We start from the raw sequence: 18,332 nt of genomic DNA, 5'->3' as shown, positions 1-18,332 counted from the left end.
TCACGGGAACAGCGGTCTTCCTTGAGGCCCTGACTCCGTGTTGTACTTGCATATCCGTACGGACTGGCTCACCCCAGTCCCCCAGACGCCGAGAGGAGGCGAGCCCAGTGATCAGCATCAAGAGCAGCGTCTTCAGCACCGCCAAAATGACCGATCGCTCGGTCGCTTCCCTGTGCATGCTCGGCGTCTCGGACCAGGGCACCGGTGTGTCCGGTGTTCGCGCCGTGCGCTCCGCGTCCTCCCTGTCCATCGCGGGTCTTCCTGTCCGCGAGCGCAATGAGCGACCGACCGAGGCACTGGAAGCAGTAGTGGCACAGGCGCATGCCTATGCCTTTGCGGCGGCCGGTGCCGGTATCCGGAAGCAGACGACGCAGCACCACCTGATGTGGGCCTTCCGTGGGCCAGAACCCTGGAGTGATCCAGCCTGATCGTCGATCAGGCCGGCGCCTTCAGGGCCGCGGAACCCCACCCGGGATCCGCGGCCCTTCTGTTTTCCCCGAACGGGGACGACGGACCGAAGGGGCCTCGGGACAAGAAAAGAACCCGGTACCCAGCCGACACCCGGCCGACCCGGCCGGACCGACCAGACGAGGAAGACCACCCGTGCAACTCGAAGCGCACGCCCCGTCCGTACCGCCTTCCGACACGATCCCCAAGCCCGGTCTCACGGAGGACCCCGCCTTGATCCCGCTCACCGCGCTCACCGCGCTCGACGACGCCATCGAGAACCTCGGCGTGCCCGTCCCCTGCCGTTCCTACGACCCGGAGGTCTTCTTCGCCGAGTCGCCGGCGGACGTGGAGTACGCCAAGTCCCTGTGCCGCACCTGCCCGCTGATCGAGGCCTGCCTCGCCGGAGCCAAGGAGCGGCGCGAGCCCTGGGGCGTCTGGGGCGGCGAACTGTTCGTCCAGGGCGTTGTCGTCGCCCGGAAGCGGCCGCGTGGCCGCCCGCGCAAGAACCCGGTTGCGGCATGAACATCGCAGGAACCATCGATCGCCCCCTCACGCATGACCCCCAGAAGCAGGCCCCGATGAAGCCGTCCGCCCCCAGCGAGCCCGCAGGCTCCGCCACCGAAGACGTCACCACCACCGGCGCGAACGACTCGCGACAGAACAGGACCCGAGAGATGCAACTCATCCCAGAAGCCATGGCTCGTGCGCATATGCAGGAGCGGCTGCACGAGGTGGAGCGCGAACGCCAGGCCGTGCGCCTGGTGACCGCCCGCCGGATGCAGCGCCGCGCCGAGCGCGCCTCGCGGCGCGCCCGCCGCGCGCTCGCCATGGCGGTCATGCAGTAACCGCCACACCGCTCAGCGGTGGCCTCCCGGCCGGGAAGGCGCCTCTGCGTTCGCGGGGCCGGTCCGTTCGCACGGACCGGCCCCGCGGTGCGTCACGCCCGCCGCCCCCGGCGCGGAGGTATCGTCACCGCGTGACGCGTCCCTGCGCAGACCCCGACGGCAAGCCCGGCACCCACGGCGCCGGCGGCGACACGCGGCGGCCGCCCGTGAGCTGCGCCCGCTGCGGCACCTCGGCGCCGGAACCGCCCCCCACCTGGACCTGTTCCGTCGAGCACGGAGTCCGCCGCTACTTCTGCGACGCCTGCTCCCGTGAACACCTTCGGTCGATCGAGGGACGGCTCGACTCCGCCTGGTGGTGATCCCCCGTGCGGCTCACGCCTCGACGACGGCCTCTTCCTCCTCCTCCGCCCCGGTGACGAAGCCCGGCAGCCACTCCTCCAGCTCGTCCCTCAGCCGTACCGTGGCGCCCAGCTGGCACAGCACGCCGATGGTGCTCAGCGTCACACGGTGGATCAGCAGGTACGCCGGGGGCAGATTGAGCCGCTTGCCCAGCTGGTAGGCGGGCGAGCGGGGATCGGCGATGCGGGCCGCCTGGCTGCGCATCCAGCCCCGGGTGAACGTGAACTCCTCCGCCTGGGCCGGTTCGATGATCGGCAGCAGGTAGTCGAGCACGGCGTCCGGGTCCAGCTCGATCGACTCCTTGACGAAGCCCTCCGCACACAGCATCTCGTAGACCGCGTCGGCCTCGCCGTCCAGCGTCATCCGCAGTGACGCGCCGATCGGTTCCGGAAGGCCGCCGGGCAGCCGGTCGACGGTGCCGAAGTCCAGGACACCCAGACGCCAGTCGTCCTCACCTCCGGGGCCGCCGGGGAGCAGGCGGAAGTTGCCCGGGTGCGGGTCGGCGTGGAGCAGGCCGGTGCGGGCGGGGCCCGAGAACAGGAACCGGGCGAGGAGCTGCCCGGCGCGGTCGCGCTGCTCCTGGGTGCCGTCCGCGATCACCTCCGCCAGCGGGACGCCGTCGATCCACTCGGTGACCAGGACCTGCTCGCACTGGTGGACCACCGCCGGGACCAGGACGTCCGGGTCGTCCGCGAACTCCTCCGCGTGCGCCTGCTGCGCCTCCGCCTCCAGGCCGTAGTCCAGTTCCTCGGAGACCCGGTCCTTCAGCTCCGCGATGAGGGGCTTGATGTCCATGCCGGGGATCAGCGGCCCCAGCAGGCGGGCGAACCTGCTCAACTGCACCAGGTCGGACAGCAGGGCCTCACCGGCACCGGGGTACTGGACCTTGACCGCCACCTCACGGCCGTCGTGCCACACCGCCCGGTGCACCTGGCCGATGGAGGCCGCCGCGGCCGGTTTGTCCTCGAACTCCTCGAACAGCGCACGCCAGTCCGTCCCGAGCCGCTCCTCCAGCACGGCGTGCACGGTGCGCGTCGGCATGGGCGGCGCTGCTTCCTGGAGCTTGGTCAGGGCCGCCCGGTAGGGGCCGGCGACCTCCTCGGGCAGCGCCGACTCGAAGACGGACAGGGCCTGCCCGAACTTCATCGCGCCGCCCTTCAGCTCGCCGAGCACCTTGAAGAGCTGATCGGCCGTGCGCTGCTGCAGCTCCCGGCCGACGATCTCCGCGGACTCGCCGACGATCCGTTTGCCGAGGCCCCAGGTCGCTCTCCCGGCGAAGCCGAGCGGGAGCGCGGCGAGCTTGGCGGTCCGGGTGACCGCCTTCCGGGGAAGATCAGACATGCGTCCTCCAAGTCCCAGCAAGCCGTGTCGCTTCCGCCTGCGGGCGGGGCGTGGACGACGGCCGTTGCCCAGCCATTGTCGCGCGTGGACCGGCCTCCTTTGAGGTGTCTTCCGCCACGGAATCGCGCACCGCCCCGCAGGCGCAGTCCGGATGCGGCCACACCGGGCGCCCGTGCCAGTTCAGCGCGGGCGCCGAGACTTCCCAGCGGGCGCCGGCGCTGGAGGGCGAGTCCCCGTCCAGGAAGGCCAGCGCGTGGGCCGCCGCCAGTCCCGCGACGGTCGTGGCGAGGGCCAGGTCGCAGGGGCGTACCCGGGGCTGCCTGCCGGACCGCCACTGGGCCACCAGACGCGGCCACGTCTCGTCCCGGTCCGTGCGCCCTCGGTGCAGACACTCCGCGCAGCTCGTCAGCCCGGGCAGGACCAGCGGCCCCACGACACCGGTGGCCTCCACCACCCCTGCGTACAGATGAGGGGTGCCCGACGCGATCAGGGGAGCCGCCGAGACCGGATCGGGCGCGTACACCGAGACGTCGTCGCGCGGGGCGAGGACGACCAGCGAATGACCGGTCTCCTCCGTCCCGGACGGCGTCCCCGGGCCGTGGCGCACCGGACGGCCCGGGGCGGCCCGGCGCACGGCCCGCCGCGCCGCGGCGTCCCTGCGCTCACCCACGGCGTCGGCGGGCAGCCCTCCGGGGGCGACGTCCCACGGTTCCACGCACCCGCCGTCCATCACCTCGACCACGCCGACACCCGCACCGGACAGCAGGGCGGCCAGCACCGCCCCCACCCGGCCCGCGCCGCGCACCTGCACCCGCATACCGCGCCGGGCGGCCAGCCGGTCGATCGCCTCACCCGGTTCACGGGTCAGGACGGACAGGGCGGCGAGGTCGGGCCCCAGCCGGTCCATGACCTCTTTTCTCGCCCGCAGCTCACCGGCCGCCGCGCCGCCGCCGCGCGCGTCGTCCAGAAGACCGGCGCGGGCCAGCCGCTCCACGAGCAGGTCGACATGCCCCTCGGGCAGATCCATGCGGTGGCCCTGTTCCCGCAGCAGGGGCAGGCCGCGTGTGCCGTTGAGCAGGTCGAGGAAGCTTCCCGTCGCGGTGTCGACGGGGCCCAAGGTCAGGGCGTGCGCGGGTGTCATCCCGAACTGCACGGTGTTGAGATCGCGCCAGCCGCGCCGCAGCGCGGGTTTCACCATCGGATGCATGAGCGGCCCCCGTAGCCGGATGGATGAGACAGCAGGAAGAGAAACGGATGCGACAGCAGGAAGAGGAGAGGAGAGGAGGGGAATGAGAGGGCGGACGGCGACGAGAAGGAGAGAGCTGGAGGAAGAGGAAGGAGAGAGCTGGAAGAGAGGGGTACGGCCTGCCGGGGGAGCCGGTCATCGCTCCGCCGACGAGTGCCAGCATGCCCGCTCCCGCCGGACGGTGCCGAAAGTTGTCCACAGGCGGTGGGGATTCGTCGTACGATTCGGACCGTCGGTGGGGGATCGGCGGGGAAGCGTCCCGCAGCCGGGACTTCCACCGCGTACACCCGGTAACGTCGGGGCGTGTCCGCCGACCCACTGCACCGCGCCGGAACGCCGCAACGCGGCAGGACGAGCCCGCCGCCGAGCGGCACGGCGGCGAGTCCCGTCGAGGTCCGCCGGAGTGCCCGCCGCCGTCGCACGGTCTCCGCCTACCGCGACGGCGACCGCACCGTCGTGCTCATCCCCGCCCGGATGTCCGAGGCGGAGGAGCGGCGCTGGGTGAACGTCATGCTCGCCAAGCTGGCCGCCCAGGAGAGCCGCCGGTCGCTCGGTGACACGGAACTGGCCGCGCGCGCCGCACGGCTCTCGGCGCAGTACTACGACGGCAGGGCGCGGCCCGCCTCGGTCCGCTGGGTCACCAACCAGAACACCCGCTGGGGCTCGTGCACCCCGGCCGAGGGCAGCATCCGGCTCTCGCACCGTCTCCAGGGCATGCCCGAGTACGTCGTCGACTACGTACTCCTGCACGAACTGGCCCACCTGCTGGTGCCGGGTCACGGCCCCGACTTCTGGCGGCTCCTGGAGGCCTACCCGCGCACCGAGCGGGCCCGCGGCTACCTGGAGGGGGTGGCCGCGGCGGCGCGGCTTCCGCATCCGCCCGCCGAGCCGGGCGAGTGAGCGCTCGTCCCTCCTGCGGCGCGCGGGCGCGCCGGGGGGCGTACGCCACGGCCGCGCGGGGATTGTGTACCGGGTCTGTACCGGCTTGGTCCGGTGTCGGACTTTGCCGTTAGCCTGACGCGACGCACTCGCACTCGGGATGGGGGACGGTCGTTACGCATGCCCAGGGAATTCCAACGCGGCCACAAGGCCAGGATCAGTGACCTGACCGCGGGCACGGATCTGTACGTGGGAGTACAGATCTCCGGCCCCGGACTGACCTTCGACATCAGCTGCTTCGGACTCGACGCCGGGGAACGGCTCTCCGACGACCGGTACTTCGTCTTCTTCAACCAGCCGAAGTCCCCCGAGGAGGCCATCCAGCTGCTGGGCGCGCAGGCCGGCGACACGGAGTCCTTCAGGGTCACCCTCGACCGGATCCCGCCGCAGATCCAGAAACTGTCGTTCACGGCGACCATCGACGGCGCGGGGCAGATGTCGCAGATCGCCCCCGGCTACCTGCGCATCGTCGCGGGCGGCGAGGAGGTGGCCCGGTACGCCTTCACCGGTGCGGAGTTCTCCACCGAGCGGGCCGTGATGCTGGGGGACATCTACCTCAAGGACGTCTGGCGGTTCGCCGCGGTCGGACAGGGGTTCGACGGCGGCCTCGAAGCCCTCCTGAAGAACTTCGGCGGCGAGGTGCTGGAAGAAGAGGCACCCGCGCCGGCGGCACCGCAGCAGGCGCAGTCCGGCGGGGCGCCCGGCTTCGCCCCGCCCGCCCAGGCGGCCGCTCCACCCGCCTTCGGCGCCCCCGCCGGCCCGGCGGCGCCCGCCTCCCCGGCCCCGGCGGCACCCGCTCCGGCGCCGGCGGCCCCGCCGCAGCCCGCCGCCCAGGGCTACGCACCGCCCCCCGGATCCACTCCGCAGCCCGGCCCCCCGGCACCGGCGCCCGCCCCCTCGGTGCACGCCGCGCCGACCCTCATCGCGCCCGTGAACCCGCCGGGAGGCACCGTCCCGCCGCCGGCCCCGGCCCCGGCCCCGGCCCCGGCGCCCTATGGCCAGCCGGATCACCAGCCGCCGTACGGCCAGCCGGATCACCAGCCGCCGTACGGCCAGCCGGGCCACCAGCCGCCGTACGGCCAGCCGGCCCCCGGCCCGGCGGCACCCCCGCCCCCGGGCTACGGCCACGCCCCGACCGCGCCGCCCGGTTACGGCCAGCCCGCGCCGCCCGCCGGTTACGGCCGGCAGCCGCAGTTCGGGCAGGTCCCCGGACAGCCCGCCCCCTACGGGGCTCCCCAGGGCGGCGGCCACGCCCCCCAGGGCGCCGGTGTGGCCGCCGCGCTCCAGCAGTTCAAGGAGACGCCCACCGGTCAGCGCTGGACGCCGCAGAACGGCAAGCTGATCCGCGCCGACCTCGGCACGGGCGGGCAGCCCGTCCTCGCCCGGCAGGGCAGCATGGTGCTCTACCAGGGCAAGGTCGACTTCAGCTACAAGGGCGCCGGCTTCGCGGGCCGCATCGTCGGCAACGCCACCGGCCAGGAGATGCAGCTCATGCGCTGCACGGGCCAGGGCCAGGTGTTCTTCGCCGAGAACTCCGCCCACCTGCACCCGGTCGAACTGCAGGGCGACGCGATCTGCGTCTCGGCGGAGAACGTCCTCGCCTTCGACGAGAGCCTGCAGTACGAGGTCCGCCGCATCGAGGGGCACGGCATCCCCGGCGGCGCCCTGTTCACGATGCAGTTCCAGGGCACCGGCACCGTCGTCGTCAAGACGCACGGCACGCCCGTCGTCCTGCCGGTGACCCCGACGACGTTCGTCGACTCCAATGCCGTCGTCGCCTGGTCCGCCGCCGCCCAGGTGATCGTCTCCAGCCAGGTGCGCATGCGCCGCAACGCCTACCCGGGACACACCGGGGAGGGCGTCAACCTGCAGTTCCGGGCCGCGCCCGGCAACTTCGTCGTCGTCCAGCCCTACGAGGTCTGAGGGAGCCCGTCATGAACCAGCCGCTCGCGGGCTACGCCCCCGCACCCGTCACCGCCCGCATGGAGAACCACGGCAGCCACATGCTGAAGGTCGCCATGCAGACCGGGAACGACCTCTTCGCGCGCGTGGGGTCGATGGTCGCCTACGAGGGCTTCGTCCAGTACGAGCCCAACCCGCCGGCCGTGCGCCAGATCGCCCGGGACTGGATCACCGGGGAGGGCGCGCCGCTGATGAAGTGCACCGGCGACGGCCTGCTCTACCTCGCCGACTACGGTGCCGACGTAGTCGTCATCAACCTGGGCGGGGACGCCATCTCGGTCAACGCCACCAACCTGCTGGCCTTCGACGCGCACCTCCAGTGGGGCGTGGAGCGGGTCAAGGGACTGGCGAAGTTCGCCGGGCAGGGCCTGTGGAACACCAAGATCTCCGGCCAGGGGTGGGTCGCGCTGACCTCCCGCGGCAAGCCGATCGTCGTCGACTGCGGCGGCGGGGAGGACGAGACCTACGTCGACCCGGACGCGCTCGTCGCCTGGTCACCGAACCTGAAGGTGAAGGGCAAGCGCAGCTTCAAGGCGCAGTCCCTGATCGGGCGGGGCAGCGGCGAGGCCTACCAGATGGCGTTCTCCGGACAGGGCATCGTCGTCGTCCAGCCCAGCGAGGACAGCACCGACCGCCTCCGGATCCGGGGCTGAGGGGGAGAAGGACAGACACATGCAGAGCCCGCTTTTCGCCTTCAACGACGTCCAGAGCCAGGAGCGCTGGAGCCTGCAGAACAAGCAGATGCTGCGCGTCGTCCTGGAGGGCCACGACGACATCCTCGCCCGCAAGGGGACGATGGTCGCCTACCAGGGCATGGTCGAGTTCGACGCCGAGTACCAGAACAACAACCAGGGGCGCGCGCGTGCCTACACGGGTGAGGGCCTGGACCTGATGCGCTGCCACGGGCAGGGCACCGTCTTCCTCGCCAACCTCGCCCAGTACGTGCACGTCATGGACGTCGAGCAGGACGGCCTCACGGTCGACAGCAGCTACGTCCTGGCGATGGACTCCTCGCTGCACCACGAGGTCATCGCCGTCGACAGCATGTACGGCATCTCCGGCTCGGGGAAGTACCAGCTGAACATCACGGGTCGCGGCAAGGTGGCCCTGATGACCTCCGGGGCGCCGCTGATGATGCAGGTGACGCCCGACAAGTACGTCAACTGCGACGCGGACGCCATCGTCGCCTGGTCCACGGGGCTGCGGGTGCAGATGCAGGCCCAGACCCACTCCTCGGGCGTGTGGCGGCGCCGCGGCAACACGGGGGAGGGCTGGGAGCTGAGCTTCATGGGCAGCGGCTACGCGCTCGTCCAGCCCAGTGAGCTGCTGCCGCCGCAGAACGCGGCGATCGGGCAGGGCCTCGCCGCGCAGTTCGGCATGGGCCAGCAGGGAGCCCGGGGGCAGAACCAGGGCAACGTCTGGAGCTGAGCGCGGGCCCCGGGCCGAGCGGACGGCCGGGGCCCGGGCCGGTGCAGGGGGCGACCGCGTGGGCGGTCGCCCCCTGGAGCCGCGAACAGAACGGGTGCCCGGCCCGCGGCGTCCGGCCCGCACGCTCGCGGCGTGGCCGGAAGCGCCTGGCAGCTCCGCCGCGAGGACCTTCCGTCGCCTTGCGATCGCACGCACCGGACGCCGCGGGCTGATCGGACTCCCATGTCGTTCGCAGCTCTCGCACCGTCACCTCGTCAGAGCCTGGCGCGGGTGGCCTGCACCAGCCGGACGACCGAGTCGTCCGCGACGCCGCCGACCTCGTCGTAGGCGAACCAGCGCAGGTCGAGCGACTCGTCGCTGATGGCCTCCACGGCCCCCGGCGGGGCGATCGCCGCGTACTGGACGTCCAGGTGCCAGGCGCACGGCGTGGGGTGGCGGTCCAGACGGACCGGGCCGCCGGGCAGCAGGTCCAGCCCCGCGATGCCCGACTCCTCGGTCGCCTCGCGCAGGGCGGCGCCCGCCAGGGTGGCGTCCTCCACCTCGCAGTGGCCGCCCATCTGCAGCCACATGCGCATCTTCCTGTGCAGGGTCAGCAACACCCGGCCGCGCTCGGGGTCGATCACCAGGGCGCTCGCCGTGATGTGCCCGTCCGAGCAGGCCTTCCACATGCCGTCCGGGTGTGCGGCCAGGTGGTCCAGGTAGGCCTGGCGCAGCTCCGTCTGGTCCTCGTAACCCTTCAGCACGAGGACCGTGTCGTCGAAGAGGCTCACTCCGCGCCGTCGCCCCGGCCGTCGGTGCCCTTGCCGTCGTCGTCCTTGTCGTCCGCGGCCGTGTCCTTCTTGCGCAGGTCGGGCTTGCCGGACGCGCCGCTCGCGGCCTCGCCGAGCATCTTGTCCAGCTCGGAGAAGTCGAGCTGCTCGCGGTGCACGAAGCCGTCCGGGTCGTCGAGGTCGGCGGCGGTCGGAAGCATGTCCGGGTGGGCCCACAGGGCGTCCCGGCCCTCCACCCCGCGCGCGTCCGTGAGCGAGGCCCACAGGCGCGAGGCGTCCCGCAGCCGCCGCGGACGCAGTTCCAGGCCGATCAGCGTGGCGAACGTCTGCTCGGCAGGGCCGCCCGAGGCCCGGCGGCGGCGCAGCGTCTCCCGCAGCGCGTCGGCGGACGACAGACGGGGCTTCGCGGCGGCGTGCACCACCGCGTCCACCCAGCCCTCCACGAGCGCCAGGGCGGTCTCCAGACGCGCCAGGGCGGCCTTCTGCTCCGGGGTGTCCTCCGGCTGGAACATGCCCTGCTGGAGGGCGTCCTGCAGCTGCTCCGGGTTCTGCGGGTCGAACTGGCCGACCACGTCCTCCAGCTTGGCGGTGTCGACCTTGATCCCGCGCGCGTACCCGTCGACCGCGCCGAACAGGTGCGAACGCAGCCACGGCACGTGCGCGAACAGCCGCTGGTGGGCGGCCTCGCGCAGCGCCAGGTACAGCCGCACCTCCTCCTGGGGCACCCCCAGGTCCTTGCCGAACTTCTCCACGTTCACCGGGAGCAGCGCGGCCTTGCCGGCCGGGGCGAGCGGCAGGCCGATGTCGGTCGAGCCGACGACCTCGCCGGCCAGCACGCCCACGGCCTGCCCGATCTGCGTGCCGAACATGGCGCCGCCCATGGAGCGCATCATGCCGATGAGCGGGCCGGCCATGGCCTGCATCTCCTCGGGCAGCACGTCGCCCATGGCGTTGCCGACGCGCTCGGCGACCGGGTCGACCAGCTCCTGCCACGCCGGGAGGGTCGCCTCGACCCACTCCGCGCGCGACCACGCCACCGTGGAGGTGGCGCCCGAGGGCAGGGACGTCGCGTCGTCCAGCCACAGGTCGGCCAGGCGGACGGCCTCCTGGACGGCGGTGCGCTCGGCGGCGCCGACGCTGGCGTCCTTCGTGCCGTCGGAGGTGCCCTGGGAGACCGTCTGGCGGGCGATCTGCTTGGCCATGTCCCAGTTCACCGGGCCGCCCTCGTAGGAGAGCATCTGGCCGAGCTGCTGGAAGGCGGCGCCCAGGTCGGTGGGGTTCAGCGAACCGAACATCGCTGCGAGCGGATTGTCGGCGCCGGGCCCGCCAAAGCCTCCGGCCCCGGGCAGCCCGAAACCGAACGGGTTGGCCGGCCCCTGCCCACCGCCGTCCTGCTGGTCCTTCTTCTTGCCCTCGTCGCCGTCGTCCGGCTCCTCCGGCGGAAGGCCGAATCCGAATGGGGTGTCACTCACGGGGTTCCTCGGCTGGTAAGGCCACCGGTTCTTTCCGGCGGCGCGGCTGCCCGACAACACCACCCAGCGTAGACACCGTGAGCGGTTCGGGGCTCGGTGCTTCGCCGACAGGACGCCTGCGGCAGGATGGATGCCACCTGGTACGTACGCGTCATTCGCGCCCGTATGGAAGACAACCGCTGGAGACGCCCGGTGAGTTCCCCAGATCCACAGGTTCGCGCAGCGCGAAACCATGAAAGCACCCCCGCCGTGCGCGGGCCCGTCGTCGCGGTCACCGGAGCCGCGAGCGGGGTCGGTGCCCTGCTCACCGAGCGGCTGGCCGCGTCCGCCGAGGTCAGGCAGGTCATCGCGATCGACGAGCGGCGCGGGGAGTGCGCGGCGGCGCAGTGGCACGTCCTCGACGTGCGGGACCCGGCGATCGCCGACCGGCTGCGCGGCGCCGACGTCGTGGTCCACCTGGCGCTCGACCTCGACCTGGAGACCGACCCCGCCGCGCGCAGCGCCTACAACGTCCGGGGGACGCAGACCGTGCTGACCGCGGCCGCCGCGGCCGGCGTGCACCGGGTGGTGCTGTGCACCTCGGCGATGGTCTACGGGGCGCTGCCGGAGAACGAGCTGCCGCTGTCCGAGGACGCGGAGCTGCGGGCGACCGCGGAGGCGACCGGCGTCGGGGACCTGCTGGAGATCGAGCGGCTGGCGCGGCGCGCGCCCCGGGCGCACCCCGGACTCAACGTCACCGTCGTCCGCCCCGCGGTCCTGGTCGGCGGCACCGACACCGCGCTGACCAGGTACTTCGAGTCGCCCCGGCTGCTGGTGGTGGCCGGGTCGCGGCCCGCCTGGCAGTTCTGTCACGTCGAGGACCTGTGCAGCGCGCTGGAGTACGCCGTGCTGGAGAAGGCGGAGGGGGAGCTGGCCGTCGGCTGCGACGGCTGGCTGGAGCAGGAGGAGGTCGAGGAGCTGAGCGGGATCCGGCGGATGGAGCTGCCGTCGGCGGTCGCGCTCGGCGCGGCGGCCCGGCTGCACCGGATCGGGCTCACCCCGTCCCCGGCCGGGGACCTCGCCTACACGATGTACCCGTGGGTGGTCAGCGGGAGCCGGCTGCACGACGCCGGGTGGCGGCCGAAGTGGACGAACGAGGAGGTCCTCGCGGAGCTGCTGGAGGAGGTCGCCGGGCGGCACACGGTGGCCGGACGCCGGCTGGGACGCAAGGACGCGACGGCCGCGGGTGCGGCGGGTGCGACCGTCGCGCTGCTGGGCGCCGCCGCGGTGGTGCGCCGGGCCCGCAAGGCGCGCCGCCGCATCTGACGGGCGGCCGCCCCGCCCGGCCGCCCGGCGTGGCAGCCGCGCTCGGGGGCTGCCGCCCGGCCGGACCGCCCGGCGTCGTAGGAGGCTCCAAAGCCGTACGCGGGTGTGCGGGGCGATCACGCTATTCCGTGTCCCCGCGCGCGTGCGGCACGATGGGGGCATGGCACCCATCCACGATCACCCCGGCGAGCACGCGGCCGGCGACCCCATCAAGCTCATCGGCATCCGGGAGACCGCGCTGTCCCTGGACGAGGTCTTCCGGGCCGTCGGGGACGACGCGGCCGGGGGGACGGCGCTGTTCGTGGGGACCGTGCGCAACCATGACGGGGGCGCCGACGTCGACGAGCTGGGGTACTCCTGCCACCCCAGCGCCGAGGCCGAGATGCGGCGGATCGCCGAGAAGGTCGTGGCCGAGTACCCGGTGCGGGCGCTCGCCGCCGTCCACCGGGTGGGGGATCTGAAGGTCGGCGATCTCGCCGTGGTCGTCGGCGTGTCGTGCCCGCACCGGGGCGAGGCCTTCGAGGCCTGCCGGAAGCTGATCGACGACCTCAAGCACGAGGTGCCGATCTGGAAGCACCAGAAGTTCTCCGACGGTACGCAGGAGTGGGTGGGGGCCTGCTGAGACGGGCCGGCGCCCGCGGGGCCCGTGGGCGGTGACGCGGCCGCTTCCCGGCGCAGCTGCCGTGCCGCGTCCCCGGTTGCGTAACCGGCACCCTGGCCCGAGCGTTGTCAGTGCGGATGGTTAATCTGCTGATCAGTCACTCGCGGTCGCTCGATTGGGGTAGGGAGGTCGGCATGGCAGCGCTCGCCTGGTTGCTGATTCCACTCGTGGCCGGGATAGCCGCCGGTCTGTGGGGGAGCTGGGCCAACCGCACGCGCAGGATTCGCAGCGACGGCCCCGAACTCGACGGGTACAACCGCTTCCGCGAGGCCATGGAGAGGTCCACGTCCGGCACCTGAAGCGAGGACGGCGGACGGCCGCCCTGACGGTGCGCCGACAGACCCGTCACGTACTGTCGAGACATGCCACGCCGCACCGCGACGATGCTCGCCTCCACCCTGATGCTGATCGCGCTCCTGTGCGCGGGAGTCTTCCTCCCGGTGCCGTACGCGGAGATGTCCCCGGGACCCACGGTCAACACCCTCAGTGAGCACGACGGCGAGCCGGTGCTGCAGGTCAGCGGGCACAAGACCTATCCGACGGACGGCCATCTGAACATGACCACCGTCCGGGTCACCAGTCCCGACTACCGGATGAACCTCGTGGAGGCCGTTTACGGCTGGCTCGCCCACGACAACAAGATCGTCCCGCACGACACGCTCTACCCGGACGGCAAGACCGAGGAGCAGTCCAGCCAGGAGAACGCCGAGGAGTTCAGCCAGTCCCAGGAGAGCGCGAAGGTCGCCGCGCTGAAGGAACTCGGCATCCCGGTGCAGAGCTGGGTGATCGTCTCGACCGTGGTCAAGGGCACCCCGGCGCAGGGCAGGCTGCACGCCGGTGACGTCATCAAGGCCGTGGACGGCACCCCGGTCAAGGAGCCCGCCGACGTCGCCAAGCTGGTCACCAGGCACAAGCCGGGCCAGGACGTCGTCTTCACCATCGTGCCCGCCAAGGACCAGGCCGCCGCCGAGAAGGTGCACAGGACGGCGACGGCCACCAAGGACGTCACCCTCACGACGGCGCGGTCCGACGACGGCGGTCCCCAGCGGGCCGTCGTCGGGATCTCCGCGGGAACCGACCACACCTTCCCGTTCACGATCGACATCAAGCTCGCGGACGTCGGCGGCCCCAGCGCCGGCCTGATGTTCGCCCTGGGCCTCTACGACAAGCTCACCCCGGGCAGTCTGACCGGCGGCAAGTTCGTGGCCGGCACCGGGACGATCGACGACGACGGCAAGGTCGGGCCGATCGGCGGCATCGAGCTGAAGACCATCGGCGCACGCGACAAGGGCGCCCAGTACTTCCTGACGCCCGCCGAAAACTGCGCGGCCGCCGCGAAGGACACGCCCTCCGGACTGACCCTGGTCAAGGTCGGCACCATCGGCGACGCGCTCGGCGCCCTCAAGGACATCCGCTCCGGCAGGACCGCCGGCCTGCCGACCTGCACGGCCAAGGGCTGACCGGCCACCGGCCCCCGACGCGGCCGTGCGCGGCCGGAGCCCCATGGCCCCGGCCGCGCAGGCTCACAGCCCCTCACGGCCCCCCACCGTGCTCAGAGCCCTCACGGCCCGCCCGCACAGCCCCGCGCCGCCCCCGGCGCTCAGAGGGCGCCCCGGCGCCCCCCGGCGCCCCCAGCGCTCGCGGAGCGGTTCCCGCGCCCCGCGCCTCAGTCCTCGAACGTGGCCGCCAGAGCCTCCGCCAGGCCCGGTACCAGCCCGGAGCCGGTGAGGACCTCCGTGGCGGAGTCCTTCTCCCGCAGCCGCAGCGCCGAGTCCCGGGAGCCGTCGCGCAGCACGGCGACCGTCATGCGGACCTCCTGGCGCTCGGGGTGGCCGGCCACCCACTGGGTGAGCTTCGTCTCGTCCAGCCCCTGCGGGACCTGGGCCTCGGCGGACGGCGGCAGCATCAGGCGCTCCACGGTGAGCGCGCAGCCCGCGACCGCGTCGGGCCAGGCGATCGTGGCGAGGAACTCGTCGAGCGGGCGGTCCGCGGGGACCTCGTCCTGCTCGATCGGGGTGAGACCGGAGGTCTCCGGCTCGTCCTGGAGGCCGAGCTGGGCGGCGAGGGCGGGTTCCTCGGTCCGCAGCCGTGCGGTGTCGACGAGGGCGAAGAGGCGAGCGGGCTGGTCCCAGCCGAGGCCGGAGGCGTACTCGTCGATCTCGAGTACGGCCCGGGTGAGCGGGTTCGCTGCCATGGGAGTGTTGGACATGGTCACAATCCTGCCTCGTTCCCGGCCGGAATCGGGAACCGAATAAACGGTGAGTAAGTTGCATAGGTGTGCGCCCGCGATCGGAGGGCGCACCGTACGGTCCGCGGACACGGGGGCCTGACGCAACGACAGCGAACCACCAGCGAACTTCGAGGTGCGCACCTTGGCTTTCCAGATGCCGGACCGCGGCGGAGGCCCGTCCGGGCCGCGGATCAGAGTCGGCCGCCCGTCCCGGCGAGCCCGGACCCTGCTGATGACACTGGGCGTCCTTGCCGCTCTCGGCATCGCGTTCACGATGTTCGCGGGCTTCTGGACGGACTGGCTGTGGTACCGGTCGGTGCACTACTCGTCCGTGTTCACCACCACACTGTGGACCAAGATCGGGCTGTTCTTCGTCTTCGGTCTGCTGATGGCGCTGGCCGTGGGGTTCAACGTCTGGCTCGCGCACCGGCTGCGGCCCCCGCTGAGCGCCATGTCGATGGAGCAGCAGAACCTCGACCGCTACCGGATGGGCATCGCGCCGTACAAGAAGTGGCTGCTGTGCGGGATCACGGCCGTGGTGGGCCTGATCGCGGGGGCCTCCGCCGCCGGCCAGTGGCGGACCTGGCTGCTGTGGGTCAACGGCGTGCCGTTCCACAGGACCGACCCGCAGTTCCACCTCGACGTGTCGTTCTACGCCTTCGACCTGCCCTGGTACCGCTTCCTGCTGGGCTTCGGCTTCGCCGCCACGATCCTGTCCCTGATCGCCGCGGTGCTGACCCACTACCTGTACGGCGGACTGCGGGTCACCAGCCCCGGTGCGCGGGCCACGGCCGCGGCCACCGGGCACCTGTCGGTCCTGCTCGGTGTCTTCGTCGCGCTGAAGGCCGTCGCGTACTGGCTCGACCGGTACGGGCTCGCGGTCAAGTCCAGCGACTTCAAGGCCACCGACAACTGGACGGGCCTGAGATACGTCGACGCCAACGCCTACCTGCCGGCCAAGACGATCCTGTTCTGCATCGCCGTCATCTGCGCGCTGCTGTTCTTCGCCACGCTGTGGCGGCGCACCTGGCAGCTGCCGGTGATCGGCTTCGGCCTGATGGTGCTCTCGGCGATCCTCATCGGCGGTCTGTACCCGGCGATCGTCCAGAAGTTCCAGGTGCAGCCCAACGAGCAGGCCAAGGAAGCACCGTACGTCGCGAAGAACATCGAGGCGACGCGTGAGGCGTACGGCATCGACCACACCGAGGTGTCCGACTACGACGGCACGAGCAGCACCAAGGACAGGTCGACGCTGCGCGACCAGGTGGACAAGACGGCGAGCGTCCGCATCCTCGACCCGAACATCGTCTCGCCCACCTTCCAGCAGATCCAGCAGATCCGCGGGTTCTACACCTTCCCGAACAACCTGGACGTGGACCGGTACCCCACCAAGGACGGCAAGGTCCAGGACACGGTCGTCGGCCTGCGCGAGCTGAACTTCGACGGCATCAAGAAGAACTGGATCAACAGCCACTTCCGTTACACCCACGGTTACGGCGTGGTCGCCGCCAAGGGCACCGAGGCCAGCAACGGCGAGCCGGTCTTCACCGAGAAGAACCTGCCGTCCACCGGCGACCTCGGCACGTACGAGCAGCGCGTCTACTACGGCGAGAAGACCACCACCTACTCGATCGTCGGCGGTCCCCAGAAGGAGATCGACTACTCGAACAACGACGGCGAGAAGACCACCAGTTATCAGGGCGGGAGCGGTGTCAGCCTGTCCAGCCCGGTCAACCGGGCCGCGTACGCGCTGGCGTTCGGCGAGCCGCAGATCCTGTACTCCGGCGCCATCGGGGACGGTTCGCGGATCCTGTACAACCGCACGCCCAAGGAGCGCGTCGAGGCGGTGGCGCCCTGGCTGACCATCGACGGTGACGCCTACCCGGCGGTGGTCAAGGGCCGCATCCAGTGGATCGTCGACGCCTACACGACGACCAACGGCTATCCGTACGCCTCCCGTACGACGCTGGGCGACACCACGGCCGACTCGCTGACGTACAACAACAACCAGCGCGCGGTGGTGGCCCAGCAGAACCAGGTCAACTACATCCGCAACTCGGTGAAGGCGACCGTGGACGCCTACACCGGTGAGGTCAAGCTGTACCAGTGGGACACCCAGGACCCGGTCCTGAAGACCTGGATGAAGGCCTTCCCCGGCACGGTGCAGCCGAAGACGGCGATCTCCTCCCAGCTGATGGAGCACCTGCGCTACCCGCAGGACCTGTTCAAGGTCCAGCGCGAGCTGCTCACGCGTTACCACGTGCAGGACGCGCAGACCTTCCTCAGCAGCAGCGAGGTCTGGCAGGTGCCCGACGACCCGACGAACAAGTCGGGCAACGCGGTGCCGCCGTACTACCTGACCATGAAGATGCCCGGCCAGGCGTCCCAGGCGTTCTCGCTCACGACGACGTTCACGCCCAACGGCCGGGACAACCTCAGCGCGTTCATGGCGGTCGACTCGCAGGCGGGCACGTCCGACTACGGCAAGATCAGGATCCTGAAGCCGAGAAGCACGACGGTCGGCGGCCCGAAACAGGTGCAGAGCCAGTTCAACTCCAACTCCTCGCAGAACATCGCCGAGTTCGTGAAGCTCATCAGAGGCGGCGATTCGGAGATCGAGTACGGCAACCTGCTCACCATCCCGCTCGACGGCGGATTCCTCTACGTCGAACCGGTCTACGTGCGCGGCGGACAGCTCAAGTACCCGCTGATGCGCAAGGTCCTGGTGACCTACGGCGGGGCCACCGCGTTCGAGGACAGCCTCGGCCAGGCGCTCGACAAGGTCTTCGGGACCTCCGGTGCCGCGAACCCGCCGCCGGACACGGGGACCGGCACCGGCAACCCGCCGGCGTCGAGCAGTCCGACGGTCCAGCAGGCGCTGGAGGACGCCCAGAAGGCGTTCGACGAGGGCCAGACCGCGCTGAACAAGAAGCCGACCGACTGGCAGGCGTACGGCAAGGCGCAGCAGGAATTGCGGGACGCGCTCAAGCGGGCCGAGGACGCCCAGGCCGAGGCCCGGAAGCAGAGCAGCGGCAAGAACGGCGCTGCCAGGAACGGTGACGCCGCAACCGGTGGCGCCAGAACCGGTGGTGCCGGGAATGGTGACGCCAAGAACGGAAATGACAAAAGCGGGAACGGAACCTGACCGTTCCTGACCGACTCGGAGGCCCGGATCCCGATGCGGATCCGGGCCTCCGCAATGTGCGAACGCATGTACCGGCCTGTCGGACCGCCGTGCCGCCGAGGGGAGTTGGGCGATCTGTGTTTGACTTGTCTCTCTGTGG

18 protein-coding genes are annotated in these 18,332 nt (G+C 71.6%); 13 read left to right on the top strand and 5 right to left on the bottom strand.

The window, feature by feature from the left end; translation table 11 throughout:
• Window positions 1–107: 107 nt before the first annotated feature.
• From IG64_RS04235 to IG64_RS04220, 4 genes are all read left to right on the top strand, one after another.
• The gene (locus IG64_RS04235) at window positions 108–428 is read left to right on the top strand and encodes a hypothetical protein (RefSeq protein ID WP_037852020.1); all 321 of its coding nucleotides are present in this window, start codon (window positions 108–110) and stop codon (window positions 426–428) included.
• Between the two features lie 175 nt (window positions 429–603).
• Window positions 604–972: a WhiB family transcriptional regulator gene (locus tag IG64_RS04230; RefSeq protein ID WP_037852019.1), complete on the top strand. Its 369-nt coding sequence runs from the start codon at window positions 604–606 to the stop codon at window positions 970–972.
• Window positions 969–1,295 (top strand): hypothetical protein, encoded by a 327-nt coding sequence (locus tag IG64_RS04225; RefSeq protein WP_037852017.1) that lies wholly within the window; start codon window positions 969–971, stop codon window positions 1,293–1,295. Before IG64_RS04230 ends, IG64_RS04225 begins: the two co-directional genes overlap by 4 nt.
• Window positions 1,296–1,426: 131 nt before the next feature.
• Window positions 1,427–1,654 (top strand): hypothetical protein, encoded by a 228-nt coding sequence (locus tag IG64_RS04220; RefSeq protein ID WP_037852014.1) that lies wholly within the window; start codon window positions 1,427–1,429, stop codon window positions 1,652–1,654.
• 13 nt (window positions 1,655–1,667) lie between these two features.
• On the opposite strand, the gene IG64_RS04215 is transcribed toward IG64_RS04220, so the two are convergent.
• Together IG64_RS04215 and IG64_RS04210 are read right to left on the bottom strand one after the other, a co-directional pair.
• Window positions 1,668–3,035: an ABC1 kinase family protein gene (locus tag IG64_RS04215; RefSeq protein ID WP_037852013.1), complete on the bottom strand. Its 1,368-nt coding sequence runs from the start codon at window positions 3,033–3,035 to the stop codon at window positions 1,668–1,670.
• The gene (locus IG64_RS04210; RefSeq protein ID WP_037852012.1) at window positions 3,028–4,242 is read right to left on the bottom strand and encodes a TOMM precursor leader peptide-binding protein; all 1,215 of its coding nucleotides are present in this window, start codon (window positions 4,240–4,242) and stop codon (window positions 3,028–3,030) included. The genes IG64_RS04215 and IG64_RS04210 overlap by 8 nt, the downstream gene beginning before the upstream one ends.
• Window positions 4,243–4,584: 342 nt before the next feature.
• Between IG64_RS04210 and IG64_RS04205 the strand changes: the two genes are divergently transcribed.
• From IG64_RS04205 to IG64_RS04190, 4 genes are all read left to right on the top strand, one after another.
• Window positions 4,585–5,181, top strand: a complete 597-nt coding sequence (locus IG64_RS04205) for a M48 family metallopeptidase (RefSeq protein ID WP_037852010.1) — start codon at window positions 4,585–4,587, stop codon at window positions 5,179–5,181.
• Between the two features lie 159 nt (window positions 5,182–5,340).
• Window positions 5,341–7,143, top strand: coding sequence for a TerD family protein (locus IG64_RS04200; protein WP_037852009.1), 1,803 nt, complete (start codon window positions 5,341–5,343; stop codon window positions 7,141–7,143).
• A gap of 11 nt (window positions 7,144–7,154) precedes the next feature.
• On the top strand, window positions 7,155–7,835 hold the full coding sequence (locus IG64_RS04195) for an AIM24 family protein (protein ID WP_037852007.1): 681 nt from the start codon (window positions 7,155–7,157) through the stop codon (window positions 7,833–7,835).
• Between the two features lie 19 nt (window positions 7,836–7,854).
• Window positions 7,855–8,610 (top strand): AIM24 family protein, encoded by a 756-nt coding sequence (locus IG64_RS04190; protein WP_037852006.1) that lies wholly within the window; start codon window positions 7,855–7,857, stop codon window positions 8,608–8,610.
• A gap of 254 nt (window positions 8,611–8,864) precedes the next feature.
• Here the strand turns inward: IG64_RS04190 and IG64_RS04185 are convergent, their stop codons facing one another.
• Both IG64_RS04185 and IG64_RS04180 read right to left on the bottom strand, forming a co-directional pair.
• The gene (locus IG64_RS04185) at window positions 8,865–9,380 is read right to left on the bottom strand and encodes an NUDIX hydrolase (RefSeq protein ID WP_037852004.1); all 516 of its coding nucleotides are present in this window, start codon (window positions 9,378–9,380) and stop codon (window positions 8,865–8,867) included.
• On the bottom strand, window positions 9,377–10,852 hold the full coding sequence (locus tag IG64_RS04180) for a zinc-dependent metalloprotease (protein ID WP_037852001.1): 1,476 nt from the start codon (window positions 10,850–10,852) through the stop codon (window positions 9,377–9,379). Before IG64_RS04180 ends, IG64_RS04185 begins: the two co-directional genes overlap by 4 nt.
• Window positions 10,853–11,044: 192 nt before the next feature.
• Between IG64_RS04180 and IG64_RS04175 the strand changes: the two genes are divergently transcribed.
• The 4 genes from IG64_RS04175 (at window position 11,045) to IG64_RS04165 (ending at window position 14,278) form a co-directional block, all read left to right on the top strand.
• Entirely contained in the window at window positions 11,045–12,157 is a 1,113-nt protein-coding gene (locus IG64_RS04175; protein WP_037851998.1) for an SDR family oxidoreductase, read from the top strand.
• A gap of 160 nt (window positions 12,158–12,317) precedes the next feature.
• A complete protein-coding gene (locus IG64_RS04170; RefSeq protein WP_037851996.1) occupies window positions 12,318–12,779 on the top strand; it encodes a molybdenum cofactor biosynthesis protein MoaE in 462 nt (153 codons plus the stop codon).
• A gap of 173 nt (window positions 12,780–12,952) precedes the next feature.
• Window positions 12,953–13,117: a hypothetical protein gene (locus IG64_RS41460; protein WP_199811499.1), complete on the top strand. Its 165-nt coding sequence runs from the start codon at window positions 12,953–12,955 to the stop codon at window positions 13,115–13,117.
• A 63-nt stretch (window positions 13,118–13,180) separates the two neighbouring features.
• Window positions 13,181–14,278 carry a PDZ domain-containing protein gene (locus IG64_RS04165; protein ID WP_037851993.1) on the top strand — a complete coding sequence of 366 codons (1,098 nt, stop codon included), beginning with the start codon at window positions 13,181–13,183 and terminating at the stop codon, window positions 14,276–14,278.
• A gap of 206 nt (window positions 14,279–14,484) precedes the next feature.
• On the opposite strand, the gene IG64_RS04160 is transcribed toward IG64_RS04165, so the two are convergent.
• Complete coding sequence (locus IG64_RS04160) at window positions 14,485–15,027, bottom strand: PPA1309 family protein (RefSeq protein WP_037851992.1); 543 nt, start codon at window positions 15,025–15,027, stop codon at window positions 14,485–14,487.
• A gap of 175 nt (window positions 15,028–15,202) precedes the next feature.
• Here IG64_RS04160 and IG64_RS04155 point away from each other — a divergent pair, with 175 nt between their 5' ends.
• The gene (locus tag IG64_RS04155) at window positions 15,203–18,193 is read left to right on the top strand and encodes a UPF0182 family protein (protein WP_234438384.1); all 2,991 of its coding nucleotides are present in this window, start codon (window positions 15,203–15,205) and stop codon (window positions 18,191–18,193) included.
• The last annotated feature ends 139 nt before the right edge of the window (window positions 18,194–18,332 follow it).

This window comes from Streptomyces sp. NRRL S-340 (assembly GCF_000720185.1).
GTDB lineage: Bacteria > Actinomycetota > Actinomycetes > Streptomycetales > Streptomycetaceae > Streptomyces.
Note: the sequence above shows the minus strand (reverse complement) of the source record. Positions and strands in the feature narration are given on the sequence as shown.